Origin of the sequence: Saccharomonospora cyanea NA-134, assembly GCF_000244975.1 — a bacterium.
Lineage (GTDB): Bacteria > Actinomycetota > Actinomycetes > Mycobacteriales > Pseudonocardiaceae > Saccharomonospora > Saccharomonospora cyanea.
This window is the reverse complement of sequence record NZ_CM001440.1, coordinates 3,508,156-3,532,004: the sequence shown is the minus strand read 5'-3', so window position 1 is coordinate 3,532,004 and position 23,849 is coordinate 3,508,156. Positions and strand designations below refer to the sequence as shown.

Annotated in this window: 27 protein-coding genes; 17 read left to right on the top strand and 10 right to left on the bottom strand. The window is 70.5% G+C overall.

The genetic code is table 11. The annotated features are described in order from the left end of the window. Positions 1-63 precede the first annotated feature (63 nt). On the top strand, positions 64-1,764 hold the full coding sequence (locus SACCYDRAFT_RS16540) for a CTP synthase (RefSeq protein ID WP_005457863.1): 1,701 nt from the start codon (positions 64-66) through the stop codon (positions 1,762-1,764). Next, entirely contained in the window at positions 1,761-2,387 is a 627-nt protein-coding gene (locus SACCYDRAFT_RS16535) for an NUDIX domain-containing protein (protein ID WP_005457862.1), read from the top strand. The genes SACCYDRAFT_RS16540 and SACCYDRAFT_RS16535 overlap by 4 nt, the downstream gene beginning before the upstream one ends. 21 nt (positions 2,388-2,408) lie before the next feature. On the opposite strand, the gene SACCYDRAFT_RS16530 is transcribed toward SACCYDRAFT_RS16535, so the two are convergent. Then, positions 2,409-2,891 (bottom strand): DUF1707 domain-containing protein, encoded by a 483-nt coding sequence (locus tag SACCYDRAFT_RS16530; protein WP_043537347.1) that lies wholly within the window; start codon positions 2,889-2,891, stop codon positions 2,409-2,411. 58 nt (positions 2,892-2,949) lie between these two features. On the opposite strand from SACCYDRAFT_RS16530, the gene SACCYDRAFT_RS16525 reads away from it, so the two are divergent. From SACCYDRAFT_RS16525 to SACCYDRAFT_RS16495, 7 genes are all read left to right on the top strand, one after another. Continuing rightward, positions 2,950-3,660 carry an OBAP family protein gene (locus SACCYDRAFT_RS16525; RefSeq protein ID WP_043536578.1) on the top strand — a complete coding sequence of 237 codons (711 nt, stop codon included), beginning with the start codon at positions 2,950-2,952 and terminating at the stop codon, positions 3,658-3,660. 49 nt (positions 3,661-3,709) lie between these two features. Then, complete coding sequence (xerD, locus tag SACCYDRAFT_RS16520; RefSeq protein ID WP_005457857.1) at positions 3,710-4,648, top strand: site-specific tyrosine recombinase XerD; 939 nt, start codon at positions 3,710-3,712, stop codon at positions 4,646-4,648. A gap of 103 nt (positions 4,649-4,751) precedes the next feature. Continuing rightward, positions 4,752-5,762: a ParA family protein gene (locus tag SACCYDRAFT_RS16515; RefSeq protein ID WP_005457856.1), complete on the top strand. Its 1,011-nt coding sequence runs from the start codon at positions 4,752-4,754 to the stop codon at positions 5,760-5,762. Further along, entirely contained in the window at positions 5,759-6,166 is a 408-nt protein-coding gene (locus SACCYDRAFT_RS16510) for a hypothetical protein (RefSeq protein WP_005457855.1), read from the top strand. Before SACCYDRAFT_RS16515 ends, SACCYDRAFT_RS16510 begins: the two co-directional genes overlap by 4 nt. Continuing rightward, positions 6,163-7,026, top strand: a complete 864-nt coding sequence (locus SACCYDRAFT_RS16505) for a segregation and condensation protein A (RefSeq protein ID WP_005457854.1) — start codon at positions 6,163-6,165, stop codon at positions 7,024-7,026. Before SACCYDRAFT_RS16510 ends, SACCYDRAFT_RS16505 begins: the two co-directional genes overlap by 4 nt. Continuing rightward, on the top strand, positions 7,023-7,712 hold the full coding sequence (gene scpB, locus SACCYDRAFT_RS16500; RefSeq protein WP_005457853.1) for an SMC-Scp complex subunit ScpB: 690 nt from the start codon (positions 7,023-7,025) through the stop codon (positions 7,710-7,712). Before SACCYDRAFT_RS16505 ends, scpB begins: the two co-directional genes overlap by 4 nt. Continuing rightward, entirely contained in the window at positions 7,699-8,436 is a 738-nt protein-coding gene (locus tag SACCYDRAFT_RS16495) for a pseudouridine synthase (protein ID WP_005457852.1), read from the top strand. The genes scpB and SACCYDRAFT_RS16495 overlap by 14 nt, the downstream gene beginning before the upstream one ends. On the opposite strand, the gene SACCYDRAFT_RS16490 is transcribed toward SACCYDRAFT_RS16495, so the two are convergent. Then, complete coding sequence (locus SACCYDRAFT_RS16490) at positions 8,415-8,816, bottom strand: MerR family transcriptional regulator (protein WP_005457851.1); 402 nt, start codon at positions 8,814-8,816, stop codon at positions 8,415-8,417. The genes SACCYDRAFT_RS16495 and SACCYDRAFT_RS16490 overlap by 22 nt on opposite strands. Positions 8,817-8,877: 61 nt before the next feature. On the opposite strand from SACCYDRAFT_RS16490, the gene SACCYDRAFT_RS16485 reads away from it, so the two are divergent. Next, on the top strand, positions 8,878-9,981 hold the full coding sequence (locus SACCYDRAFT_RS16485) for an oxidoreductase (protein WP_043537346.1): 1,104 nt from the start codon (positions 8,878-8,880) through the stop codon (positions 9,979-9,981). A gap of 177 nt (positions 9,982-10,158) precedes the next feature. On the opposite strand, the gene SACCYDRAFT_RS16480 is transcribed toward SACCYDRAFT_RS16485, so the two are convergent. Further along, a complete protein-coding gene (locus tag SACCYDRAFT_RS16480) occupies positions 10,159-11,052 on the bottom strand; it encodes an NADP-dependent oxidoreductase (RefSeq protein WP_005457847.1) in 894 nt (297 codons plus the stop codon). Between the two features lie 70 nt (positions 11,053-11,122). Between SACCYDRAFT_RS16480 and SACCYDRAFT_RS16475 the strand changes: the two genes are divergently transcribed. After that, on the top strand, positions 11,123-11,728 hold the full coding sequence (locus SACCYDRAFT_RS16475; protein ID WP_005457846.1) for a TetR/AcrR family transcriptional regulator: 606 nt from the start codon (positions 11,123-11,125) through the stop codon (positions 11,726-11,728). A gap of 412 nt (positions 11,729-12,140) precedes the next feature. On the opposite strand, the gene SACCYDRAFT_RS26960 is transcribed toward SACCYDRAFT_RS16475, so the two are convergent. After that, complete coding sequence (locus tag SACCYDRAFT_RS26960; protein ID WP_005457845.1) at positions 12,141-12,305, bottom strand: hypothetical protein; 165 nt, start codon at positions 12,303-12,305, stop codon at positions 12,141-12,143. 226 nt (positions 12,306-12,531) lie between these two features. Beyond that, positions 12,532-13,110 carry a GNAT family N-acetyltransferase gene (locus SACCYDRAFT_RS16470; RefSeq protein ID WP_005457844.1) on the bottom strand — a complete coding sequence of 193 codons (579 nt, stop codon included), beginning with the start codon at positions 13,108-13,110 and terminating at the stop codon, positions 12,532-12,534. A 57-nt stretch (positions 13,111-13,167) separates the two neighbouring features. Between SACCYDRAFT_RS16470 and SACCYDRAFT_RS16465 the strand changes: the two genes are divergently transcribed. After that, the gene (locus SACCYDRAFT_RS16465) at positions 13,168-14,388 is read left to right on the top strand and encodes a winged helix-turn-helix domain-containing protein (RefSeq protein ID WP_005457843.1); all 1,221 of its coding nucleotides are present in this window, start codon (positions 13,168-13,170) and stop codon (positions 14,386-14,388) included. A 60-nt stretch (positions 14,389-14,448) separates the two neighbouring features. Here SACCYDRAFT_RS16465 and SACCYDRAFT_RS16460 read toward each other — a convergent pair whose 3' ends face one another. Further along, complete coding sequence (locus SACCYDRAFT_RS16460) at positions 14,449-15,291, bottom strand: DUF4097 family beta strand repeat-containing protein (protein ID WP_005457836.1); 843 nt, start codon at positions 15,289-15,291, stop codon at positions 14,449-14,451. Positions 15,292-15,295: 4 nt separating this feature from the next. Then, a complete protein-coding gene (locus SACCYDRAFT_RS16455; RefSeq protein WP_005457829.1) occupies positions 15,296-15,856 on the bottom strand; it encodes a toxin-antitoxin system HicB family antitoxin in 561 nt (186 codons plus the stop codon). 152 nt (positions 15,857-16,008) lie between these two features. On the opposite strand from SACCYDRAFT_RS16455, the gene thyX reads away from it, so the two are divergent. The 5 genes from thyX to SACCYDRAFT_RS16425 all read left to right on the top strand — a co-directional run bounded on the left by thyX (position 16,009) and on the right by SACCYDRAFT_RS16425 (position 21,678). Further along, complete coding sequence (gene thyX, locus SACCYDRAFT_RS16445) at positions 16,009-16,761, top strand: FAD-dependent thymidylate synthase (protein ID WP_043536575.1); 753 nt, start codon at positions 16,009-16,011, stop codon at positions 16,759-16,761. A gap of 15 nt (positions 16,762-16,776) precedes the next feature. Then, positions 16,777-17,169 carry an ACT domain-containing protein gene (locus tag SACCYDRAFT_RS16440; protein WP_005457825.1) on the top strand — a complete coding sequence of 131 codons (393 nt, stop codon included), beginning with the start codon at positions 16,777-16,779 and terminating at the stop codon, positions 17,167-17,169. Between the two features lie 145 nt (positions 17,170-17,314). After that, positions 17,315-18,829 (top strand): serine/threonine-protein kinase, encoded by a 1,515-nt coding sequence (locus SACCYDRAFT_RS16435; protein WP_005457823.1) that lies wholly within the window; start codon positions 17,315-17,317, stop codon positions 18,827-18,829. Positions 18,830-18,958: 129 nt separating this feature from the next. Next, positions 18,959-19,984, top strand: a complete 1,026-nt coding sequence (dapA, locus tag SACCYDRAFT_RS16430) for a 4-hydroxy-tetrahydrodipicolinate synthase (RefSeq protein ID WP_005457821.1) — start codon at positions 18,959-18,961, stop codon at positions 19,982-19,984. Continuing rightward, on the top strand, positions 19,981-21,678 hold the full coding sequence (locus tag SACCYDRAFT_RS16425; protein WP_005457819.1) for a ribonuclease J: 1,698 nt from the start codon (positions 19,981-19,983) through the stop codon (positions 21,676-21,678). Before dapA ends, SACCYDRAFT_RS16425 begins: the two co-directional genes overlap by 4 nt. 10 nt (positions 21,679-21,688) lie before the next feature. Here SACCYDRAFT_RS16425 and SACCYDRAFT_RS26655 read toward each other — a convergent pair whose 3' ends face one another. From SACCYDRAFT_RS26655 to SACCYDRAFT_RS16415, 3 genes are all read right to left on the bottom strand, one after another. Beyond that, entirely contained in the window at positions 21,689-21,829 is a 141-nt protein-coding gene (locus tag SACCYDRAFT_RS26655) for a hypothetical protein (RefSeq protein WP_005457818.1), read from the bottom strand. A gap of 156 nt (positions 21,830-21,985) precedes the next feature. Further along, a complete protein-coding gene (locus SACCYDRAFT_RS16420) occupies positions 21,986-22,987 on the bottom strand; it encodes an EamA family transporter (protein WP_005457816.1) in 1,002 nt (333 codons plus the stop codon). Next, positions 22,984-23,817, bottom strand: a complete 834-nt coding sequence (locus tag SACCYDRAFT_RS16415) for a lysophospholipid acyltransferase family protein (RefSeq protein WP_043536573.1) — start codon at positions 23,815-23,817, stop codon at positions 22,984-22,986. Before SACCYDRAFT_RS16415 ends, SACCYDRAFT_RS16420 begins: the two co-directional genes overlap by 4 nt. Positions 23,818-23,849: the final 32 nt, after the last annotated feature.

Sequence of the window (23,849 nt, the reverse complement as noted above, 5' to 3'; positions counted from 1 at the left end):
AGGTGGGCCACGCCGGGCAGCCGCCCGGCACGAACGGCCACATGTGCGATAAGGTGGAAGCCCGTGGGACTTCAGCCGCGGACAACCAAGTACGTCTTTGTCACCGGGGGCGTCGCCTCCTCTCTGGGCAAGGGGCTCACCGCCTCCAGCCTCGGACAACTCCTCACGGCCCGCGGGCTCCGGGTCACGATGCAGAAGCTCGACCCGTATCTCAACGTGGACCCCGGAACGATGAACCCGTTCCAGCACGGGGAGGTCTTCGTCACCGAGGACGGGGCGGAGACCGACCTCGACATCGGCCACTACGAGCGGTTCCTCGACCGCGACCTGTCGGGTACGGCGAACGTCACGACCGGCCAGATCTACTCGTCGGTCATCGCCAAGGAGAGGCGTGGCGAGTACCTGGGGGACACCGTCCAGGTCATTCCGCACATCACCGACGAGATCAAGTCGCGGATCATGGCTCTGGCCGCCGACGACGGCAGTGGCACCACGCCCGACGTCGTGATCACCGAGGTCGGCGGAACGGTGGGCGACATCGAGTCGCTGCCGTTTCTGGAGGCGTGCCGGCAGGTGCGCCACGACGTCGGCCGGGACAACTGTTTCTTCCTGCACGTGTCGCTGGTGCCCTACCTCGCCCCGTCCGGTGAGTTGAAGACCAAGCCCACGCAGCACTCCGTCGCCGCGCTGCGCAACATCGGTATCCAGCCGGACGCGCTCGTGTGCCGTGCCGACCGGGACCTGTCGGACGAGCTCAAGCGCAAGATCGGCCTCATGTGCGACGTGGAGACGGAGGCGGTCATCGCCTGCCCCGACGCGCCGTCGATCTACGACATCCCGAAGGTGCTCCACCGTGAGGCGCTCGACGCCTACGTCGTGCGCAGGCTCGGACTGCCGTTCCGGGACGTGGACTGGACGGTCTGGGGGGATCTGCTGGACCGCGTGCACAACCCCGGCGAGACCGTCCGGGTGGCGGTCGTCGGCAAGTACATCGACCTGCCGGACGCGTACCTGTCGGTCACCGAGGCGCTGAGGGCGGGGGGATTCGCCCACCGCGCGAAGGTGGAGATCGTGTGGGTGCCTTCCGACGACGCCACCACTCCCGAGGGTGCCGCGGCCGCGCTGTCCGGTGTGGACGGAATCCTCGTTCCGGGCGGTTTCGGGGTTCGCGGGATCGAGGGCAAGGTCGGCGCGATCAACTACGCCAGGACCCACAAGATCCCCGTGCTCGGTCTCTGCCTGGGGCTGCAGTGCATGGTCATCGAGGCGGCCCGCAACCTCGCGGGCATCAAGAACGCGAACTCGGCCGAGTTCGACGAGAACACCCCCAACCCGGTGATCTCGACCATGGCCGACCAGAAGGACGTCGTCGCCGGTGAGCGGGACATGGGCGGGACCATGCGTCTCGGTGCGTACCCGGCGAAGCTCGTCGCGGGCTCGCAGGTGGCGGAGGCGTACGGCACCAGGGAGGTGTCCGAGCGGCACCGGCACCGCTACGAGGTCAACAACGCCTACCGCAAGCGGCTCGCCGACGCCGGGCTGGTGTTCTCCGGGCTCTCTCCGGACGACCGGCTCGTGGAGTTCGTGGAACTGCCGAAGAAGGAACACCCGTTCTTCGTGGGCACGCAGGCGCATCCGGAACTGAAGTCGCGCCCGACGCGTCCGCACCCGCTGTTCGCCGCCTTCATCCGCGCCGTCGTGGCGTACCGCACCGCTGAACGGTTGCCCGTGGAGATCCCGGAGACCCCGGTGGCGGCGCGGTGAGCGATCCGGGAAGCCACGAGTTCACCGTCGCGTCCTCACGCGACATCCACATCGGACGCGTCGTGGGGCTGCGGGTCGACGAGGTGGTGATGCCGGGGGGCGCCACGGCCTCGCGAGAGGTTGTGGAGCACCTCGGCGCCGTCGCGGTGTGTGCCGTGGACGACGACGGTGCCGTGACACTCGTCCACCAGTACCGGCACCCGCTCGGCGACCGGTTGTGGGAGCTGCCCGCGGGCCTGCTCGACCAGGACGGGGAGGACCCGGTGGAGGCCGCCCGCCGCGAGCTCGTCGAGGAGGCCGGTCTCGAGGCGCGGCGCTGGGACACGCTCGTGGACATCGCCGCCTCGCCCGGCTTCACGGACGAGGTCGTGCGCGTGTTCCTGGCGCGTGAGCTGACCCGAGTCGATCGCCAGGCGCACGGTGAGGAGGAGGCCGACCTGGTCGTCCACTCCGTTCCGCTGGACCGGGCGGTGGCCATGGTGCTGTCGGGGGAGATCGTCAACGGTGCCACCGTGGGAGGTCTGCTCGCGGCACACGCCGTGCTCACCGGCGGCGAGGCGCCCCGTCCCGCCGACGCGCCATGGCGGCACCGGCCGACCCGGTTCGCCTCCCGCACCCGCTGACCGACCGAGGGCGGGGCCGTCTCACCGCAGTGGGCGGCCCTTGCCGTCGGTGCCTCCCTGGGTGAGCAGGATGATGCCGTCGATGATCGGCCACAGCCCCGCCATACCGAAGGTGAGCACGACGCAGACGAGCTGGATCACGGCCAGGCGGGTGTCACCCGTGTAGAACCGCCCGGAGCCGAAGGGCAACGCGATCTGGAGGATTCCCGCCGCGACGGCCGAGCGGTCGGACACCTCCGCGGGCTGCACCTCGCCGGCGGTGTCCGGAGTGGGCACCACGGCGCCCGACGCGGGTGCGAGGAAGGCCGGGTGCGGGGCGGGCAGGTCGGTGAACAACGGCCGGATGTCGCCCCGCGTGCGGGACGCGAGAACGCGGTCGACCCGCTCCTCGTACTCGGCGGCCGTGAGGCGTCCCTCGGCGAAGTGGTCCGCGAGGACCCGACTCGCCGCTTCCCGCTCCGCCGTGCCGATGCGCAGGTCGTCCGAGTCGAGACCTCCGTTCATGGCTTCAAGCGTACCGAGCGGACGTTTCGACTCGGCCCCCTCCGTCAACGTCTGGCACATGAACGTGACCATTCCATCCCGGCCGTCACCACGGCAGCCCGCGGGCGAGCCCAAGAGCGGTTGGCTCGCGGTGCTGGAGCAGGGCGCCAACATGTTGCAGCAGGCCAGCCCGATGTCGGGTTTCGACGTCTACGTCGTCGGCCTGCACTGCGCGAAGGACCATCCCGAGATGCAGATGGAGGCCCACCACTACTGCCGCGTGGTGAACGAGGACTTCCTCCAGTGCGTGTTGTTCGACGGCAACACGGCCGACGCCAACCTGATCGGTGTCGAGTACATCGTCTCCGAGCGGTTGTTCGCCACGATGCCGCGGGAGGAGCGCGCGTACTGGCACCCGCACAACTACGAGGTCCTCTCCGGTCAGCTCGCCGCTCCCGGACTGCCCGCCGTGGCCGAGAAGGCGCTCATGAAGCAGCTCATGAACAGCTACGGCAAGACGTGGCACACCTGGCACACGGGCCGCCACGACGGGCAGCCCGGGGACGAGCTGCCGAAGGGTGAGGCGATGCTGATGTGGTCGTTCAACCGCGACGGTGAGGCCGACGAGTCGCTCAAGCTGCACCGGGACGAGGCGATGCGGCTGGACACGGCGGGCAAGCGCGACCACCGGCACGACCTCGTGGAACTGGCGCGGCCCCAGGAGGGCGTGGACGCCATGCGGGACCAGTTCAGTGACACGCGCCCCGTGCCCGGGGTCGTCGAGGCCTGACACCGTGTTGATCAACGGCGGTGTCGGTGCCGTCCCCTAGGGTTGGCGTGTGGCACAGGTCGACACCCGGCACCCCCCTCGCGAGGTCGTGGCCGCCTACCTGAACCACCTGACCGTCGAGCGGGGCACCGCTCGCAACACGGTCGACGGGTACGCCCGCGATCTGCGGCGCTACCTCGACCATCTGGCCGTTTCGGGAGTGACCGACCTGCGGCAGGTGGGACACGACCACGTCGTCGCGTTCGGAGCGGCCCTGCGGCGCGGCGACGGCGACCGGCCGCCGCTGGCGCCGTCGTCGGCGGCCCGGGCTCTCTCGGCGGTGCGGGGACTGCACCGTTTCGCCCACGCCGAGGGCTGGACCGACGAGGACCCCGCGCGTGACGTGCGGCCGCCGTCACCGACCCGCAGGTTGCCCAAGGCATTGCCTCTCGGGGACGTGCTCAGACTGCTCGACACACCGGCCGGAGAGGATGCGAGGGCGCTGCGCGACCGCGCGCTGCTGGAACTGCTGTACTCGACGGGGGCGCGGATCTCCGAGGCCACCGGCCTCGACGTCGACGACATCGACCGGGACGAGCGCACCGTCGTGCTCGACGGCAAGGGCGGGCGGCAGCGCCTCGTGCCGGTCGGCCGCCCTGCGTTGGAGGCGCTCGACACCTACCTGGTACGCGCACGCCCCGCGCTGGCCGCGAAAGGGCGGGGAACGGGCGCGGTGTTCCTCAACGCGCGTGGCGGCAGGCTGTCGCGGCAGGGCGCGTGGCAGGTGCTGAAGTCGGCCGCCGAACGGGCGGGTATCTCGGCGGCGGTGTCGCCTCACACGCTGCGGCACTCGTTCGCCACCCACCTGCTCGAGGGGGGCGCGGACGTCCGCGTGGTGCAGGAACTGCTCGGGCACGCTTCCGTGACCACCACACAGGTCTACACGCTCGTCACGGTCAACACCCTGCGTGAGGTGTACGCCACCACTCACCCCCGGGCGTTGGGCTGAGCGGGCGAAAGTACTTCCGGTCGTGACCGGCGAGCCGCTTTGGCGCTGCTCTCCGTGCGTCATACGCTGACGCCGGTCCATGCGAACAAGGAGCTTTCGCCCCATGTCGACTTTTCCGCAGCCGGCGCGGCACCTGTCGGACCGCCCGAACCAGGCACCCGGCCCCGACTCGCCCGCCGCAGAGGAGCGCGACCGGACCGCCGTGCGTATCGCGAAGGGAAGCAGGGACGCGAGGACCACGGCCACCAGGAACGGGAAGACAGCCGACGGCACCGACGACGGGCCCAAGCTCGGGCCGACGGGGCGACCACTGCGCCACATTCCCGACCCCCCGCCGGTCGACCGCCACGGGCCCGCCCAGATCGTCGCGATGTGCAACCAGAAGGGCGGCGTCGGCAAGACCACGTCGACCATCAACCTCGGCGCGGCGCTGGCGGAGTACGGGCGCAAGGTGCTGCTGGTGGACTTCGACCCGCAGGGCGCGCTGTCCGTGGGCCTCGGTATCCAGCCGCACGAACTGGACAAGACCGTCTACAACGTCATCATGGAGCGGGCGGTCGAGGTGGACGACGTGATCCGCGAGACCCGCGTCGAGAACGTCGACCTGCTGCCGAGCAACATCGACCTCTCCGCGGCCGAGGTGCAGCTCGTGGCGGAGGTCGGGCGTGAGCACACGTTGCTTCGGGTGCTGCGCCCCGTGCTCGACCGCTACGACTACATCCTGGTCGACTGCCAGCCGTCGCTGGGACTGCTGACGGTGAACGCGCTCACGGCCGCTGACGGGGTCATCATCCCGCTGGAGTGCGAGTTCTTCAGCCTGCGCGGTGTGGCATTGTTGATCGACACGATCGAGAAGGTGCGCGAGCGGCTGAACCCCAAACTCGACATCACCGGCATTCTCGCCACCATGTTCGATCCGAGGACCCTGCACTCGAAGGAGGTCATCGCGCGCGTGGTGGAGGCGTTCGGTGACACCGTGTTCGACACGGTGATCAACCGCACTGTGCGGTTCCCCGAGACGACCGTGGCCGGTGAGCCGATCACCAGGTGGGCGCCCCGGTCGGCCGGTGCGATGTCCTACCGCGCGCTGGCCCGCGAGGTGATCGCTCGGTGAGCAGGCGAGCGTCGTTGCCCGGCGCCTCGGAGCTCTTCCGCCGGACCGACGAGCACGTCACCGACGGCTCCGAGCCCGTGAGCCCCCGTGCGGCCACGCCGGAGCAGCCGGAGCGACCTCTGACGAGGACCGTGACCACCCGGCGCGGCTCGGGCAGGCAGAAGCACGACGCCAAGATCACGGTGTACGTGTCCGGGGACGAACTGCTCGCGATGGAGCACGCCCGGCTGAAGCTGCGCGGATCACACGGTCTCGTGGTGGACCGCGGCCGGATCGTACGCGAGGCCGTGGCGGTCGTGCTCGCCGACTTCGAGGAGCACGGGGACGACTCGGTGCTGGTGCGCAGGCTGCGTGGTGACGGTGCCGACGGTGCCGAACACGGCGAGGACACCCCGAGCCGATGACGGAGGAACCGTCCGCGAACCCACCCGCCGACGAGCAGCACGACACCGAGCGCCCCTCCCGCGGTTTCCAGGTGAGGCTGGACAACTTCGAGGGCCCGTTCGACCTGCTGCTGCAACTCATCTCCCAGCACCAGCTCGACGTCACCGAGGTCGCCCTCCACCAGGTCACCGACGACTTCATCGCCTACACCCGCACGCTGGGACAGAAGTGGAACCTCGACGAGATCACGGAGTTCCTCGTCGTGGCCGCCACCCTGCTCGACCTGAAAGCCGCCCGGTTGCTTCCGTCGGCGGACGTGGAGAGCGAGGAGGATCTCGCGTTGCTGGAGGCGCGGGACCTGCTGTTCGCCAGGGTGCTCCAGTACCGCGCGTACAAGCAGGTGGCGGCTCTGTTCTCGGAGCTGGAGGCTGGGGCGCTGCGCCGCTACCCGCGTTCGGTGGCGTTGGAGGAGCGCTACGCGGGCCTGCTGCCCGAGGTGATGCTCGGTGTGACGCCGGAGAAGTTCGCCGAGGTGGCGGTGGGTGTGTTCCGGCCGAAGCCGCCGCCTACCGTGTCACTGGACCACCTGCACGTGGCGCGGGTGTCGGTGCGGGAGCACGCCGCCGTGCTGCGGGTCCGGTTGGCGAACGAGGGGCAGGCGACGTTCTCCGAGCTCGTAGCCGACTGCGAGCGCACCATCGAGGTGGTGGCGCGGTTCCTGGCGTTGCTGGAGCTCTACCGCGAGTCGGTGGTGCAGTTCGACCAGGACGAGGCGTTGGCCGAGCTGCGAGTGCGGTGGACGGGCGGGTCGGCCGAAGAGGCCGCCGACGACGCCGAGCGTGACCGTGCGGCGGGCCAGGAGGATGAGGAGTACGGGTGAGTGAAGTCGACGATCACGACTCCGACGGGCGCGTTCCCGCGCCGGGGGAACTCGACGTGGACAGTGATCTCGCGGACGGGCTCGCCGAGTCCGGTGAGCCCAGGGAGTCCACCGCCGTCGCGCCGGAGCGTGAGCTACCGGATCTGACGAGCGACACCGCCTTGTCGTCGGCGCTGGAGGCGCTGCTGCTGGTGGTGGACGCTCCGGTGAACGAGGAGTCACTCGCGGCCGCGCTCGAGCAGCCGGTGGACCGCGTCACCGAACTGCTGCGCACGATGGCGGAGGATCTGACCGACCGGGGCAGTGGCATGGACCTGCGGCGGGTCGCGGAGGGTTGGCGCTTCTACACGCGCGACACCTACGCGCCCTTCGTGGAGAAGCTCCTGATGGGCGGGCAGCGGTCGAAGCTGACCAGGGCGGCGCTGGAAACGCTGGCCGTCATAGCCTATCGGCAACCGGTCACCCGGTCCCGGATCGCCGCCGTGCGCGGTGTCAACGTCGACGGCGTCGTGCGGAGCCTGCTCGCTCGCGGTCTCATCGAGGAGAACGGCACCGACCCGGAAACCGGTGGCACGCTGTACGTGACGACGGAACTGTTCCTGGAACGGTTGGGGCTGTCGTCGCTTTCCGACCTGCCCCCGATCGCTCCGTTGCTACCCGAGGTGGATTCGATTGACGACAGCTGACCCAGGCGTGCGTCTCCAGAAGGTGCTCGCCAAGGCCGGGATCGCCTCCCGGCGCGCCGCCGAGGACCTCATCGTGGCCGGCCGCGTCAGCGTGGACGGGACCGTGGTGCGTGAACTGGGCCGCAGGGTCGACCCGGAGACCGCCGTCATCCACGTCGACGGTGTCCGGGTGCAGGTGAGGGACGACCTCGTGTACCTCGCACTGAACAAACCGCGCGGCGTGCACACCACGATGAGCGACGAACAGGGCAGGCCGTGCGTGGGCGACTACGTGGCGGACCGCAGGGAGCGACTCTTCCACGTGGGCAGGCTCGACGCCGACACGGAGGGGCTGCTGCTGCTCACCAACGACGGCGACCTCGCGCACAAACTCATGCACCCGTCGTTCCACGTTCCCAAGACCTACCTCGCCGAGGTCGACGGCACGGTGGCGCGCGGGCTGGGCAAGCGGTTGCGGGCCGGAGTGCGGTTGGAGGACGGCCCGGTGAAGGTCGACGAGTTCCGCATCAAGGACGCGAGGCCGGGCCGCACACTGGTCGAGATCGTGCTGCACGAGGGTCGCAAGCACATCGTGCGCAGGTTGCTGGCCGAGGTGGGACACCCGGTGCGCAAACTCGTGCGTACCGCCGTCGGCGAGGTGTACCTCGGCAGCACGAAGTCCGGCAGACTGCGGGCGCTGACCCAGCAGGAGGTCGGCTCGCTCTACCGCGCCGTGGGCGAGTGAGCCGACGACGCCGCGGTGCCGGCGACCTCCGCGGCCGAGCTGATCACCTCGTCGAGCACGGCGCGTGACTGGAGCAGGTCGTCGATCATCCGGTCGATCCGCCGTCGTTCGGCTGTGAGCTCGGCGACCAGCCGCGGAGTCACGACGCCTGGCCTGCGCTCCTGCGCGGCGGCCAGGCAGGGGAGCAGCTGTACGATCTTCGCGCTGCACAGGCCCGCGGCGAACAGCTTCTGGACGAGGGCGACGCGCTCGACGGCCTCGTCTGGATACTCGCGGTGCCCTCCGGGGGTGCGTTGTGCCGACAGCAGTCCCTGCTGCTCGTAGTAGCGCAGGGAACGTTCGCTGACGCCACTTCGCCGGGCGAGCTCACCGATCCGCATGGTGTACCTCACACCGTTCGACCTTGAACCTGACATCCATGTCAGATTCTACGGTGTCGGTATGACGATCACCCCTGTCGCCTCCCACCTGCTCGCACCCGCCCGGCTCGGCTCGTTGCCGCTGGCCAACCGCCTCGTGATGGCCCCGATGACTCGCAACCGCGCCGACAGCGACGGCGTTCCGACGGCCCTGATGGCCGAGTACTACGCGCAACGCGCCTCGGCGGGCCTGATCATCGCCGAGGCCGCCACGCCGAACGCCGTGGGGCGGACCTACCCCGACACCGCGGCCGTCCACCGACCCGCACACGTGGCCGGGTGGCGGCGCGTCACCGACGCCGTGCGCGCGGCGGGAGGCGGCCCGATGTTCCTGCAGATCCAGCACGGAGGTCGCGTCGGGCACCCCGACACCAGCGGGCTCACACCGCTCGCCCCGTCGCCCGTGGCGCTGCCCGGCACTCTCCACACGCCGCGCGGCAAGCAGACGGCGGTCGTGCCGCGCGAGATGACGCGTGCCGACATCGACGCGACCGTGGCCGACTTCGCCGCGGCCGCCCGCAACGCCCTCGCCGCCGGGTTCGCCGGGGTGGAGGTGCACAGCGCGAACGGCTACCTGCTGCATCAGTTCCTCGCCGCCAGCACCAACCGGCGCGCCGACGCGTACGGCGGCTCGGTCGACCGCCGGATCCGGTTCGTCGTCGAGGTGGTCCACGCCGTCGCCGACGCGATCGGTCCCGAACGCACCGGCCTGCGAGTCTCGCCGGGCAACACCGTCAACGGCATCACCGAGGACGACACCGACGAGCTCTACCCGGCCCTGCTGGCCGCCCTGGCCGACTCCGGGCTCGCCTACCTGCACATCGCCTTCGCCGATCCCCGCCGGCCGCTCTTCGGGCGGCTGCGCGCGCTGTGGCCGGGGACGCTGATCGCCAACCCGGTCCTGCCCACCGACCGGCTCCCCGCCGACGGCGGCAGGCAGCAGGCCGAGCGCGTGCTGGCCGCCGGGGCGGACCTCGTGGCGCTCGGTCGCCCCTTCCTCGCGAACCCGGACCTGGTCGAGCGGTTCCGCCTCGGCGCGCCGGTCAACCAGGTCCGCGACGCCTACCTCATGTACGTGGGCGGTCCGACCGGCTACACCGACTACCCGCGTCTGCGTCAGGGCTAGGAATGGCAGCAGGCGTCAGACCTCCTCGATCGAGACCCAGCCCCACGACCCGGAAGGTTTGGTGACGGTCGACTCGGCTTCCACGCTGGCCTGCTCGCCCTCGTTCTCCACCGCCGTCCGTGCGCCACGAGACCGGCGTCGTCCCCGACATCGGCCGAGGACGGCGCCGGCCCACTGTCACACGACGATGACCCGCCGCCCGCGTGTGTGGCCCGCCTGGCTGTCGACGTGTGCCGCCGCTGCCTCGGCGAGCGTGTAGGACTTCGCCACCGGGATGTGCAACCTTCCTCGTGAGATGAGCTCGACCGCTTCGGCGAGCGCGTCCGGGACGCTCCCGGCCGCACCGGAGAACCGGACACCGAGTTCGGGCGCGCCAAGATCGGCGATGGAGATCACTTTCCGCGGATCTCCGGTCAGCTCGACCAGTTCAGGGATGACGCCCGATCCCGCCAGATCGAGAGCGGCGTCGACTCGGCCGAGCAGGCGCACCCGCTCGACCAGGCCGTCGCCGTACGTCGTGGCGAGGGCACCGAGGCTGCGAAGGTAGTCCTGGTTCGACGGTCCGGCCGTCCCGATCACCGTGATGCCGCGGTCGCGCGCGATCTGCAGCACCGCTGACCCGACTCCTCCGGAGGCGCCGCTCACCAGCAGTGTCTGCCCCGGCTGCACGCCGACCTCACGGAGGATGCGCAGCGCGGTCTCGACCACGGAGGGGTATCCGGCGGCCTCTTCGAACGTCACACCCTCGGGAATGTGGGCCCAGGCCTTCAGCACGGCGAACTCGGCGTAGGTGCTCGACCCCTCGCCGAACACGCGGTCGCCGACGGCGACCCCGTCGACGCCCTCGCCGACCTCGTCCACCACCCCGGAGGCGTCCTGTCCGACTCCGGACGGCAACTCGATCGGATGGGCCGGCAAGTCCTGGCCTTCACGGATTCTCCAGTCGACGGGGTTCACGCCTGCCGCTCGGACGGCGATGCGGATCTGTCCCGGCCCGGCGTGGGGCTCCTCGGCGTCCACGAGCTGCAGGACGTCCGGACCGCCGAACTCGGCGAAGCTCACCATTTTCATGCGACCCACTCTAGCGCTAACGGTTAGCTTTTTGAAACGGTTGCTTTTTGACGACTGGTAGTGTTACGGCATGACTATGGCGTCCGGACGCCGCGAGCGTAAGAAGGCCGCGACCCGCCAGAAGATCGCTGACGCCGCCCTCCGGCTCTTCCTCGACCGTGGATACGACGCGGTAGGGATTCGGGACGTGGCGGCGGAGGCCGACGTGGCCGTCACCACCGTCTTCTCCCACTTCGCCTCGAAGGAGGCGCTGGTTTTCGGGCAGGACGAGGACTTCGAGCGCCGTCTCACCCAGGCGGTCACCGACCGGGCGTCGCACGAGTCGCTCGTTCCCGCGCTGCGTCAGGAGATTCACGCTCTGGTCCGACACTGCATGGACGAGCGCGCTACCCCCATCTGGCGCATGATCGAACACACGCCCGCTCTGCGGGAGTACGAGGAGTCGATGAGGCTGCGACATGCGGAGTCGTTGGCTGCGGCCCTCGCCGACGCGTACGAGCTGCCTCGGGTGACAACGGCCTGCCGGGCGATCGCGAGATTCGTGATCGACGCCTACTCGCTGGCACGGGAGGCGGTCGATCCGCAGGCCGCGGTGGACGAGATGTTCCGGATGATCGCGGCGGCGTGGGAGGTCGCCTTTCCGTTCGGAAGGCCTGCGGGGCAGCCGAACAGCTAGGCGGGAGCGCGGGCACCGCACCGAGAACGGCGACACGTCGGGGCCGGGCCGTGTCGGTGCGAACGATGTCGTGGTGCGCGAACCGGAGCCACGGGGAGGACTCTGCGACCGTCGACGGTTGTCGACCGCAGGGCGGGAGGTGGGCTCAGAGCCCGTCGATCGGCGACCAGCACCACGTTCCGGACGGCTTCGCGACCGTGAACGTGGGCGCTACGGAGACCTGTTGGCCCTCGTGTTCCAGTGAGATGCTCGCGTTGGAGGACGCGCTCACCGGATCTTGGCTTTCCCACAGGTCACTGGTGACCTCGGAACTCGTCACGTAGAGCGCGTCGGTGGCGTGGCCGTGCAGGGCTCCTTCCGAGTCCGGGCAGATCAGAGCCTTGAGACCCTCGTAGTCGCCGTTCGCCCACCCCTACGCGACTTTCCCGGCGGTGGTGGCGGCTTCGCTGTCGCCGAAGTCGATCGAGTCGTCCCCGCCGGGCGCTGCTTGGTTCGAGCCGGATTCGTCGTCGCTGAGGAGGAAGCCGGGGGCCACGAAGGCGGTGATGGCGAAGGCGACGATCGCGACGACGGCCACGCTGAGGCCGATCCGCAGGCCGGTCTTCTTGTGCGGCGGCGTAGCCGGGCTGTGGTCGGCCGGGTGATGGTTGCCAGCCGCCCTGCTGTGGGGTGCCGTAGGGGCCCGGTTGCCCGCCGGGCTGCTGCGGATACGTCCTCGCGTCCTCGCTCTTCTCGCACGTCGCCAGGTCGGTGCCCTGTGCGACGCGGGAAGGGGCGGGGCAGTTCCCGAGCGAGAGAAGCGGTCAATCCGAATCGGACGGCTCGGGATGATCCAAACGAAGATCGAGGGTGCCGGTGAGGCGGAGCTCCTTGATCGTGTGTTCGCCGGTGTCGAGGATGCGAACGGTGCCGTCGGGGTTCCAGCCGGCGCTGCGGTAGAAGGACAGGGACGCGGAGTCGGACTGCACGACCCAGGCGATGCCGCGTTCGGCTCCGCGGCGACGCAGCCCGGCCGCCGCTGTCCCGAGCAGCCTGCCGCCGTGTCCCCGGCGCCCCCACCTGGGCTCCACGAGCAGGGACGCGATCAGTCCCGTCCGGGCGGCGTCGTCGGGCAGGCTGCCGTCCGCCGCGGCGACCTCCGGTGCGGGCGCGATCCCCGCGACGCAGAACCCCACGGTGGCGGAGCCCTCGACGGCGACGTAGACGTCGGTGTCCGGGTGCTCCACGGCTTCCGCCCAGCTCGCCGAAACCTGCTCCGGCGCAAGCGAGTTCACGGCCGCGCCCAGGGCTTCCCCGTAGGCGGCACGCCACGTGGCGAGTTGGATCCGGGTGATCTCACCGACGTCGTCGGCGGTGGCGGGACGGACGTCCGCGGTCGTCATGCCCGTCACAGTAGCGGCACGGTGACGCGCGGAAAGGTGTCGGGGTCGACTGGCATCATGCCGGTCGTGAGAACCGTCAGCCTGGATGTCGCTCGCCGGACGGCCCTGGCCGCGCAGGGTTTCGCCGATCCACGCCCCGACGCCGAACCCGATCGCCGGCACCTCCGCCGGGTCCTGTCCCGCCTGCACGTGCTACAGCTCGACTCGGTCAACGTCGCCGTGCGCGCACACTACGCGCCGTTGTTCGCGCGGCTCGGTGCGTACGACCGGGAGCTCGTCGACTCGGCGGCGTGGACACACAGTGCCCGGCGACCCCGCATGCTCGTGGAGTGCTGGGCCCACGAGGCGAGCCTGGTGCCGGTCGAGGACTGGCCGCTGTTGCACTCCGGTGCGAAGCCGCGGGGTTGGTGGCGGCACTACGGCCGCATCGCCGAGTCCCAGCCCGCACTCGTGGACGACGTCCTCGCCGTGGTGAAGGAACTGGGGCCCGCCGGGGCGGGCACCATCGAACGCGAACTGTCCGGACCCGCCCCTCGCACCCCCGGCTCGTGGTGGGAGCGCTCCGACGTCAAGAAGGTCTGTGAGTGGCTCTTCGGTATCGGGGAGCTCACCACGGGTGCGCGCCGTGGCTTCGAACGGCTGTACGACCTCAGCGAGCGGGTGCTGCCGCCCGAGGTGCTACACCGCAGCGTGGACGCGCGCACCGCCGCGCGGGAACTCGTGGACCGCGCGGCCCGGGCGTACGGCATCGCCACCGAGCCCGACCTGCGCGACTACTACCGGCTCTCGCCCGAGGTGAGCAGGCAGGCCGTCGCCGACCTCGTGGAGGCCGGGGCGCTGGAGCCGGTACGCGTGGAAACCTGGCCTACTCCCGCCTACCGGCACACCGCCGCGCGGACGCCTCGCCGGATGGAGGGCCGGGCGCTGCTGTGTCCCTTCGACCCGCTGGTGTGGGAGCGGAGCAGGGCGGAGCGGTTGTTCGATTTCCGCTACCGCATCGAGATCTACGTGCCGGAGGCCAAGCGGGTACACGGCTATTACGTGTTCCCGTTCCTGCTCGACGGGGCTCTGGTGGCGAGGGTCGACCTCAAGGCCGACCGGGCCGCGGGCGTCCTGCGCGTGCCCGGCGCCTTCGCCGAGTCCGGTGTGGAGCGTGGCAGGGTCGCCGCGGAGCTCGCGGCCGAACTCGGCGTCATGGCGTCGTGGCTGGGGCTCGACGGCGTCAGCGTCGGCGAGCGCGGGGATCTGGCCGTCGACCTGCGCCGTGCGCTGACCTGACCCGCGGCGGTCCCGGGACGCAGCCGAGGAGGGCACGTACCCCAGTCGGCTGCGGCCTGGTCAGGCGCGCGTGACCACGACCCGGCCCGCACCGCTGCGCGCCCGGATGGACAACGCCGTCGGTTCGTCGGGGGGAGTGTCCGAGACTTCCAGATCACTGTGGACGGTGCCCCCGCCGCTGGAGAGGTCGATCTCCGCAGCGACGCCGCGCCGAACGCCTAACCGGATGTCACCGGTGCCCGAGATCGCCTCGACGGCCCCCGAGGCGGCCTCGCTGACGATGATCTCGCTGCTGGTGGTGCGCACGAGGACGGTGTCGGAGACCTCGCCGAGCCGCACGCCCCCGCTGCCACCGTTGACGGTGGCGGGTCCGGACAGCGTCGCGATGTCGATCTCCCCGCTGCTCGTGCGTACGGTCGTGGTGTCGGTGGCCTGGTCGAGGGTGACGGAACCCGAGCCGGTGCTGATGTCCGCCCGGCCGCAGACGCCCCGCACCGTCACTCCGGCGAGACGGGTGCGGGCACGAACGTGGGAGGCGGCGGGGGCGCGCACGGTCACCGCGAGCGGCGAGCCTATCGGAGGGGGAGCCTTCGGGCCACGAACGACCACCCGGTCGCCCAGCTTCTCGATCCGCACCTCCTTCACCGTGTCGGCAGGTGAGGCCAGTGGCCCGGCCTGCCCGCCGAACATCTCGCCGACCCAGTTCAGCATCCCGGCGGCGCTCTCCGCCCACGAAGGCGTACCGGCGTGGGAGCGACGCACCTCGACGGACACCCCCGGGTCGTCGGTGAGGCGGACTTCCACGGTGCCCGCCGTGACGTCGACATCGAGTTCGACCGGTCCGTCGGTGTCGAAGGCCTGGGTGCGGACGACGTCGTTGCCACCCTGCGATTGCTCGGTCATCACGTCACCCCCTGACCCAGCCGTGCAGGTGGGAGCCGCCGCCGTGACCCCGGCCCCGGCCACGTCCGTGGTGGTGATGAGGGCCGTGATGGTGATGGGGGCCGAACGGGGGCCTGCCGTGCTGGTTTCCCGCCAGCGCGCCCTGCACGGCCTGGGCGACGAACGTGTTCAACGACACGCCCTGCGCCGCGGCGGCCTGCTCGGCCTGGCTCTTCAGCCGCTCGAACAGGCGGAGGGTCATGCGGCTGATGTCGCCCGAGTCGCCAGGACCTGGCGGTGGCGGTGGCGGAGGTGGCTCGGGGGCCTCCGGGGGTTCGGGCTCGGAGCTGCCGGTGACGACCACGCGGACGTCGCGGCCGTCGAGCCGCACCTCCACCACGTGGTCGGGAAGCTGTGCCGTGATCTCGGCGGCCAGGTCGGACAGCGCGTTCATGAGTGTCAGCCGGGCCGCGGGTTCCAGCGTGGCCGACAGCACGGCGGCGGCCCGCTGCAGCTGCTCGTCGCCCACGCCGGCCGTGGTGGCCAGGCTCTCCCGCAACGTGGCGAGGTACGGATTCAGGTCCATGACATCATGGTGACATCATATTTGGTGTCATTCAAGAGCAAGGTGTCGTCTTTCTGGTGTCACGACGTATCCCACAGTTGGCGACGCGGCTGGCGGAGCCCGAGAGGGTCGGAAGTACGCTGCCGGTGTCGAACGAGTGGAGGGAGTCGGACGTGGCCGAAACGGTGGCACCCAAGGTGCGGTTGATCGCGAAGACGGAGTTCTTCCCGCCCGAGGACGTGCCGTGGACGACCGATGCGGACGGCGGCCAGGCATTGGCCGAGTTCGCCGGCCGTGCGTGCTACCAGTCGTGGACGAAGCCGAACCCACGGACCGCGACCAACGCGGGCTACCTCGACCACATCATCAACGTCGGTCACCTGTCGGTGCTCGAGCACGCCAGCGTGTCCTTCTACATCACGGGGATCTCGCGCTCGCTGACCCACGAGCTCATCCGGCACCGGCACTTCTCCTACTCGCAGCTCTCGCAGCGGTACGTGCCGGAGCGCGACGCCGCGTTCGTCGAACCCGACGTCATCGCCAACGACCCCGAGCTGCACGAGAAGTTCCTCGCCGCCACCCAGGCCAGCGTCGACGCCTACACGGAACTGCTCGCCGGGTTGGAGGAGAAGTTCGCCGACGCGCCGAGTGCGACCCTGCGACGCAAGCAGGCCAGGCAGGCCGCCCGCGCGGTGCTGCCCAACGCCACCGAGACCCGCATCGTCGTCACCGGCAACTACCGTGCGTGGCGACACTTCATCGCCATGCGGGCCACCGAGCAGGCCGACGTGGAGATCCGGGCCCTCGCCGTGGAGTGCCTGCGGCAGTTGCAGAAAGCGGCCGAGAACGTCTTCGCGGACTTCACCATCTCGACGCTGCCCGACGGCACCGAGGTGGCTTCCAGCCCGATGGTCGCCGAGGGCTGACGGGAGGACCGGGCCGTGCGGAAGCTGACGGTGGACGTCCGGCCGGGTGAGTACGTCATCGCCCGGTTGGACCCGGCCGTGCCCGTGCCGTCCCCGCTGCTCGACCCGGGCGCGGCCTTCGTGTCGGTCACGCGCACCGAACGGGAGCTGTCGGTGGTCTGTTCCGCCGCTGCCGCGCCGGAGGGTGTCGTCGCGGAGTCCGGTTGGCGGTTGCTCACCGTCCGAGGGCCACTCGAGTTCACCCTGACCGGGATCATGGCGGCGCTGGCGGGCGAACTCGCGGCGGCGGGGGTGTCACTGTTCGCGGTGTCGACCTACGACACCGACCACCTGCTGGTGAAGGACGCCGACCTCTCCCGCGCGGTGACGGCGTTGCGCTCGGCGGGCCACGACGTGCACGAGGGCTGAGTCGGGCGACGGTCGCCGGGGTCGTTCCGGAGGTGCGGAACACGTGTGCACAGCCTGCGGACACGGTGCTCGATTACCCGGCTGGTCCTCCGATCGGGTGGTCTTCTCGCTACCATCTCTGCGCACGAGACGAGGGGATGCCAGGTTGACCGACGAGCAGATCGCCACCACGCCCGCGGTGCCCGCGACACGGGTGATCGCCAATCGCTACCGCCTCGGCGAAGAACTCGGGCGCGGTGGCATGGGTGTGGTCTGGCGCGCCGAGGACTTGGTGATCGGCAGGCAGGTCGCGATCAAGGAACTTCGCCTGCCCGACGGCGCCGAGGAGGGCGTTTTCCAGGAACGCGTGCTCCGTGAGGTCCGCACCGGCGGCCGACTCAACGACCCCGCCGTCGTGACCGTGTTCGACGTGGTGGCCGAGCGTGGCACCACCTACATCGTCATGGAGCTCATCGAGGCCCCGACGCTGTCGGACATCGTGCGCCGAGGCGGCCCGTTGCCGCCGCACCAGATCGCCTCGATCGGTCTCCAGGTGCTGTCGGCGCTGCGCGCCGCGCACGAGGCCGGGATCGTGCACCGCGACGTCAAGCCCGCCAACATCATGGTGTCCTCGAACGGCCGGGCCAAACTCACCGACTTCGGCATCGCGCAGGCCATCGACGATCCCCGCATCACCACGAGCGGAATGCTGGTCGGCTCCCCGGCGTTCATGGCGCCGGAACGGGTCGGGGGCCGGGAGGCGATGCCCGCCTCGGACCTGTGGTCGCTGGGGGCCGCGCTCTTCTTCGCCGCAGAGGGCGCCGTGCCGTTCGAGCGGGCGACCACGGCCGCGACGCTCCACGCCATCATGAACGAGGTTCCGTATCTGACCAGGGTCCAGGGGCCGCTCGCCTCGGCGATCATGGGACTCATGGCGTCCACCCCCGAGGGACGGATCACCGCCGAACAGGCACACGGACTGCTCACCCTCGCCGCGCAGCAGCAGCCCGTGGCCGTGACACCGCCGGGAGGACAGCCGACACTGCACCACGCCGGTCCCTCACCGACCATGGTCTCGGGGCATCCCCCCGGCAGTGCCGTCCCGCCACCCATGAGACCGGGCAGGAAGAAGGCGCTGTGGACAACCGGGGCGCTCGCGGGTGTCGCCCTGCTGGTGGCCGGGTTCTTCCTGGGCAAACCCGTGTGGTCGCCCGGCGTGGACGAGCAGATGCTGCCCACGCTCACCTACGGCGAGGGTGGTGACATCGCCGAGTTGTACCTCGACAGCGGCTACTACTGTGTCAACACCACGCTGGACAAGGGCCGTTCGGTGAGCCAGAGCAACTGGGTGGACTGCGAGGAACACCACGACGTCGAGTTGTACGGCGCGCACCACCCGGTGGGCGGGGCCGACACCGAAGGCGCCCCGGAGGCCAGGTACCCGGGCCAGGAGACGCTCGCCCACTACGCCGAGACGGTGTGCGGGCTCATCTTCCACTCCAACCGGATCAACGACGGCCTCCGCGGCGGGCTCAGCTACCGCGCACTGATCCCGAGTCAGCAGGAGTGGGAGAAGGTACCGGAGAACTACACCTCGGACGCGGTCCGGTCGGTCTACTGCTTCGTCGGCGACCGGGACGGCGGCCAGCGGACCGGAGCGGTCGCCCAGGAAGTGGAGTAGCGGAAACGTTCCCGTCGCACCGCGTCCTCACCGGCAATCCTGCTGCGGCGCCCGAGGGGGTGACCGGATCGCTTTCGTTCGTGCCGGTCGGCGCGGTCGTAGTCGAACCGAAGAGGTACCGTCAGTTCCATGTCGATCGCACCGCCCACCCCACCCACGGCCGCGCCGGGACGTCCGTTCGGCCGGGTGCTCACCGCCATGGTCACGCCGTTCACCGCCGAGGGCGCGGTGGACCTGAAGCGGGCGCAGGAGCTCGCCGTCCATCTGGTGGAACTGGGAAACGACGGGCTGGTGGTCAACGGCACCACGGGCGAGAGTCCCACGACGACGGACGCGGAGAAGGCCGATCTGGTGCGGGCGGTCGTAGAGGCGGTCGGTGACCGCGCCACGGTCGTCGCCGGGGCGGGCACGAACAACACGACGCACAGCGTGGAGATGGCCAAGCAGGCCGAGAAGTCGGGAGCGCACGGCCTGCTCGTCGTGACCCCGTACTACTCCCGGCCCACCCAGGCGGGCCTGTACGCGCACTTCACCACCGTCGCGGACGCCACCGAGCTACCGGTGATGCTGTACGACATCCCGCCGCGGTCGATCGTGCCGATCGAGGTCGACACCCTGCGCAGGCTCGCCGAGCACCCGCGCGTCCTCGCCGTCAAGGACGCCAAGGGCGACCTGCTGGCGGGCAGCGAGGTCATCGCCAACACGCACCTCGCCTACTACTCCGGCGACGACGGGCTCAACCTGCCGTGGCTGTCCGTGGGCGCCACCGGCGTGGTCAGCGTCATCGGGCACGTCGTGGCGGGCCGCATCCGCGCGATGATCGACGCCTACGAGGACGGCGACACCTCCACCGCGCGGACCAACCACCGCGGCATGATCCCGGTGTACCGGGCGTTCTCGCGTGTCGGCGGTGTCGTGTTCGCCAAGACGGCGCTGCGGTTGCGCGGCATGGACGTGGGTGAGCCCCGGCTGCCCATGGTCTCCGCACCGGAGGAGCTGGTGCGGGCCATCGCCGACGACCTCACCCAGGCCGGGGTGCCGCTGGAGACATCGCCCGCCGGTGACTGGGCGGGCTCGCGCGTCGCGCAGGCGGATTCGGCGGCGGCCTACGTCACCCCCACCACACACACGAGCGTTGGGACCATTCAACGGTGAGTGTTCAGCTGAGCGGACCCGGACCTTCGCACCTGCCGCCGCCCCTTCCCGAGGGCGGGCTTCGCGTCGTCGCCCTCGGCGGCATCGGCGAGGTCGGTCGCAACATGACCGTCTTCGAGTACGACGGCAGGCTGCTGGTCGTCGACTGCGGTGTCCTGTTCCCCGAGGACGCCCAGCCGGGCGTCGACCTGATCCTGCCCGACTTCCGCGCCGTCGAGGAACGGCTCGACGACATCGAGGCCATCGTGCTGACGCACGGCCACGAGGACCACATCGGCGCCGTGCCGTTCCTTCTGCGTATGCGGCCCGACCTGCCGGTGTACGGGTCGCGGTTCACGCTCGCGCTGCTGTCGGCCAAGTGCAAGGAACACCGCCAGCGCCCGGTGCTGTTCGAGGTGGCCGAGGGACAACGTCACACGGCCGGGCCGTTCGAGCTCGAGTTCTTCGCGGTCAACCACTCGATCCCCGACGCGCTCGCGGTCGCGTTGCGCACTCCGGCCGGGGTCGTGTTGCACACCGGTGACATCAAGCTCGACCAGCTCCCGCTCGACGGCAGGCTCACCGATCTGGCGGGCTTCTCCCGGCTCGGCGACGAGGGTGTCGACCTGCTGTGCATCGATTCGACCAACGCCGAGGTGCCGGGCTTCGTCATGCCGGAGCGCGACATCGGCCCCGTGCTCGACGACGTGATCGCGCGGGTGCGGCAGCGGGTCATCGTGGCGTGCTTCGCGAGCCACGTGCACCGGGTGCAGCAGGTACTCGACGCGGCCCACAAGCACGGACGGCGAGTAGCGTTCGTCGGCCGGTCGATGGTGCGCAACATGACCATCGCGGCCGAGCTCGGGCTGCTGACCATCCCGCAGGGCCTGCTCATCGACCTCGACGAGGCGGTGAACCTGCCCGAGACGAAGGTGCTGTTCGTCTCCACGGGTTCGCAGGGCGAACCGCTGTCGGCGCTGTCCCGGATGGCCAGGGGCGAGCACAAGCAGATCTCGATCCGTGCGGGTGACACGGTCGTGCTCGCGAGTTCACTGATTCCAGGCAACGAGACCGCCGTGTTCGGCGTGATCAACGGCCTCGTGCGCCTCGGCGCCGACGTCGTGCACCAGGGCAACGCGAAGGTGCACGTGTCCGGACACGCGTCGGCGGGGGAGTTGCTCTTCCTCTACAACGCCATCCGTCCCAGCAACGTCATGCCCGTCCACGGTGAGTGGCGGCACCTGCGGGCGAACGCGGCACTGGCCGTGCGCACCGGGGTCTCCGAGGAGAACGTCGTGCTCGCCGAGGACGGCGTGGTGGTGGACCTGGTCGACGGCAAGGCGTCGATCACGGGCCGGGTCGAGGTCGGCATGGTGTACGTCGACGGGCTGTCGGTGGGCGACGTGGGCGAGTCCACGTTGTCCGACCGGCTCGTTCTGGGTGAGGGCGGGTTCATCGCCATCACCGTGGCCGTCGACTCGACCACCGGGCGCGCCGTGAGCTCGCCGACGCTGTCGGGCCGCGGGTTCTCCGACGATCCGAAGGCCCTCGACGAGGTGAGCCGGCTCGTGGAGATGGAGCTGTCGCGCACCGAGGCCGAGGGCATCACCGACACCCACCAGATCGCCCAGGCCGTGCGACGGGTGGTCGGCCGGTGGGTCGCCGAGACCTACCGGCGCAGGCCGATGATCGTGCCGACAGTCATTCCCGTGTGAGGAGTCGGCCTCACCGCTTGGTTCCGGCGGGTCGTTCGGGACGCCATCTGGTGGTGATGCTGACCACCACCAGAGCCAGCAGGACCGTGACGCCCTGCGTGAGCAGGGCCCTTCGGGCTCGGCGCTGCTCGGCACGAGTCGGACGGCTCATCCCATCCCCCTGATGTGTCGGCTTCTTTCGGGAGACACCGCGTGACGGAGCAGGCGGTGTCGCCGGCAGTGTCGCGCGAGTGTCACCCGGTTGGAAGGGATTCGGTCGCCGTCGGTTCCCCGGTGCCCGATTCGTCACCAAAATCGTGTGCGCCGATCAGGGGGCTCCGCTCGGAAGCGGCTCCGCGGTCCCGGTGGGGCCGCCCTGCGCCGAGGGTGCCGTCAGTTGCACGAGGAGCGCGCCGCCGAGCAACACGAGTGCGCCCAGTAGCTGCACCCACCCGAGGGCCTCGTCCAGCAGGACCCACGCCATGGTGGTGGCCACCAGCGGTTCGATCAGGGCGAGCACGCTCGCCGTGGAAGCGGGCAGGTGGCGCAGCGCCGTGATGCCCGCCAGGTACGCCAGGACCGTCGACAACACGGCGACGGCCACGAGCAGCGACCACACCGGTGGGCGCCACGGACCGAGTTCGGCGGGAGCCAGCAGCGTCGAGGCGGGCAGGTTCCACGGCGGCGCGACGACACACACGGCGACGGCACCCACCACCATGCCCCATGTGACCATCCCGAGCGGGTGGTGGCTGGCCACGCCGTGTTCACCGAGCAGGAAGTACGAGGCCGAGCACACGGCGGCCGCGACACCCGCCGCGAGTCCCACCGCGTCGAGGGTGAGCCCCTCGTGGACGCGCGCGACCATCGCGAGGCCCAGCAGTGCCAGGCCGATGCCGGCCCACATCGGCCACGGCAGCCGCACCCGGCGCACGAAACGCACCCACAGCGCGACGAGCACGGGCGAGGTGAACTCCAGCAGGATCGCGATGCCCACCGGAACACGCGCGGCGGACAGGAAGTAGAAGAGCTGTACGCCGGCCACGCCGAGCAGTCCGTAGCCCAGCAACACCCGCCACTGCCCGCGCTTCACCCGCAGCAGTCCGGGCCGCGTGAGCCCGACGCCGACGAGCAGCACCACGGCGGCGATGCCGATGCGGGCCGCGGCGACCTGTTCCGGGGAGAGGCCCGCTGTCATCGCGGGTTTGCCCAGCGCGCCGGAGCTGCCGAAACACAGTGACGCCAGGACCAGCAGCACGATGCCACGCGTCCGGTTGCGCACCGGCGTGGCGGTGGTCGCCGTGGCGTCGGTCGTACCGGATCGGTTCACGAGCGCGCTCCCGGCCGCCAGGGGCTGCTTCCGTCGGTCGGCCTGGTGGGGTCGAAGAACCTCGGAACGTCGGGTTCGTCCGCGCGCAGGGGCACGAGGCCGTCGGTGATCGCCCGCATGATCGCCGCGTGCGCCTTGACGGCGTCACCCGGGCGTCCCGCCTGGAACGGCGAGAGATCCACCGGTTCCCCGAAGTGCACGCGAAACGTGGGCCGCCGCAGCGGCGAGGTGAGTCCGGAGCGGGCCAGCGGAAGGATGTCGGCCGGCCCGGTCACCGTCTCGGTGCCCCAGTACACGGCCTCGTGCGCCCCCCACTGACTGATGGGAAGCACCGGGACTCCCGCCGACAGAGCCAGCCGGGCGGCACCCGTCTTACCGCGCTCCGGCCATAGTCCGGGGTCGTGGCTGATGCGTCCCTCCGGGTAGACGATGATCGGACCCGTGCTCGTGCGCAGGGCCTCGGCGGCCTGGGCGAACTGCGTCACCGCGGAGGCCGAGCCGCGGTCGACCCGGAGGTGTCCGCTCGCCCGCAGTGCGGGGCCCACCAGCGGCGCGTCCAGCAACCCGCCCGCGAGCATGAACCGGGGCGCCAGCCCGAGCCGCCGGCACGCGGCCATCAGAACGAACGCATCGAACACACCGATGTGGTTCGCCGCCATGAGCAGGGGCTTCCCGCGCAGCGAGCGGGGAACGCATCCGCTGATCCGCAGCCGTCCCGCCAGGTTGACGAGCCCGTGGTCGAGCGCGAGCATCGTCCGCCACACCAGGGGAGCCTTCCCCCGCTCGGATGACCCTCGGCCGTGTTGAAGCGCCACCATGAGCGGAAGCATGTCACGTGAGCCGGTGGGTGCGGCACGGGGCA

What these genes read in the sequence shown, in the direction of transcription:
- SACCYDRAFT_RS16515 (WP_005457856.1), top strand. Translation starts at nt 4,752, where the DNA reads ATGTCGACTTTTCCGCAGCCGGCGCGGCACCTGTCGGACCGCCCGAAC.
- SACCYDRAFT_RS16485 (WP_043537346.1), top strand. Translation starts at nt 8,878, where the DNA reads ATGACGATCACCCCTGTCGCCTCCCACCTGCTCGCACCCGCCCGGCTC.
- SACCYDRAFT_RS16455 (WP_005457829.1), bottom strand. Translation starts at nt 15,856, where the DNA reads ATGGACCTGAATCCGTACCTCGCCACGTTGCGGGAGAGCCTGGCCACC.
- SACCYDRAFT_RS16465 (WP_005457843.1), top strand. Translation starts at nt 13,168, where the DNA reads ATGCCGGTCGTGAGAACCGTCAGCCTGGATGTCGCTCGCCGGACGGCC.
- dapA (WP_005457821.1), top strand. Translation starts at nt 18,959, where the DNA reads ATGTCGATCGCACCGCCCACCCCACCCACGGCCGCGCCGGGACGTCCG.
- SACCYDRAFT_RS16460 (WP_005457836.1), bottom strand. Translation starts at nt 15,291, where the DNA reads ATGACCGAGCAATCGCAGGGTGGCAACGACGTCGTCCGCACCCAGGCC.
- SACCYDRAFT_RS16505 (WP_005457854.1), top strand. Translation starts at nt 6,163, where the DNA reads ATGACGGAGGAACCGTCCGCGAACCCACCCGCCGACGAGCAGCACGAC.
- SACCYDRAFT_RS16530 (WP_043537347.1), bottom strand. Translation starts at nt 2,891, where the DNA reads ATGAACGGAGGTCTCGACTCGGACGACCTGCGCATCGGCACGGCGGAG.
- SACCYDRAFT_RS16470 (WP_005457844.1), bottom strand. Translation starts at nt 13,110, where the DNA reads ATGACGACCGCGGACGTCCGTCCCGCCACCGCCGACGACGTCGGTGAG.
- SACCYDRAFT_RS16490 (WP_005457851.1), bottom strand. Translation starts at nt 8,816, where the DNA reads ATGCGGATCGGTGAGCTCGCCCGGCGAAGTGGCGTCAGCGAACGTTCC.
- SACCYDRAFT_RS16480 (WP_005457847.1), bottom strand. Translation starts at nt 11,052, where the DNA reads ATGAAAATGGTGAGCTTCGCCGAGTTCGGCGGTCCGGACGTCCTGCAG.
- SACCYDRAFT_RS16415 (WP_043536573.1), bottom strand. Translation starts at nt 23,817, where the DNA reads ATGCTTCCGCTCATGGTGGCGCTTCAACACGGCCGAGGGTCATCCGAG.
- SACCYDRAFT_RS16525 (WP_043536578.1), top strand. Translation starts at nt 2,950, where the DNA reads ATGAACGTGACCATTCCATCCCGGCCGTCACCACGGCAGCCCGCGGGC.
- SACCYDRAFT_RS26655 (WP_005457818.1), bottom strand. Translation starts at nt 21,829, where the DNA reads ATGAGCCGTCCGACTCGTGCCGAGCAGCGCCGAGCCCGAAGGGCCCTG.
- SACCYDRAFT_RS16475 (WP_005457846.1), top strand. Translation starts at nt 11,123, where the DNA reads ATGACTATGGCGTCCGGACGCCGCGAGCGTAAGAAGGCCGCGACCCGC.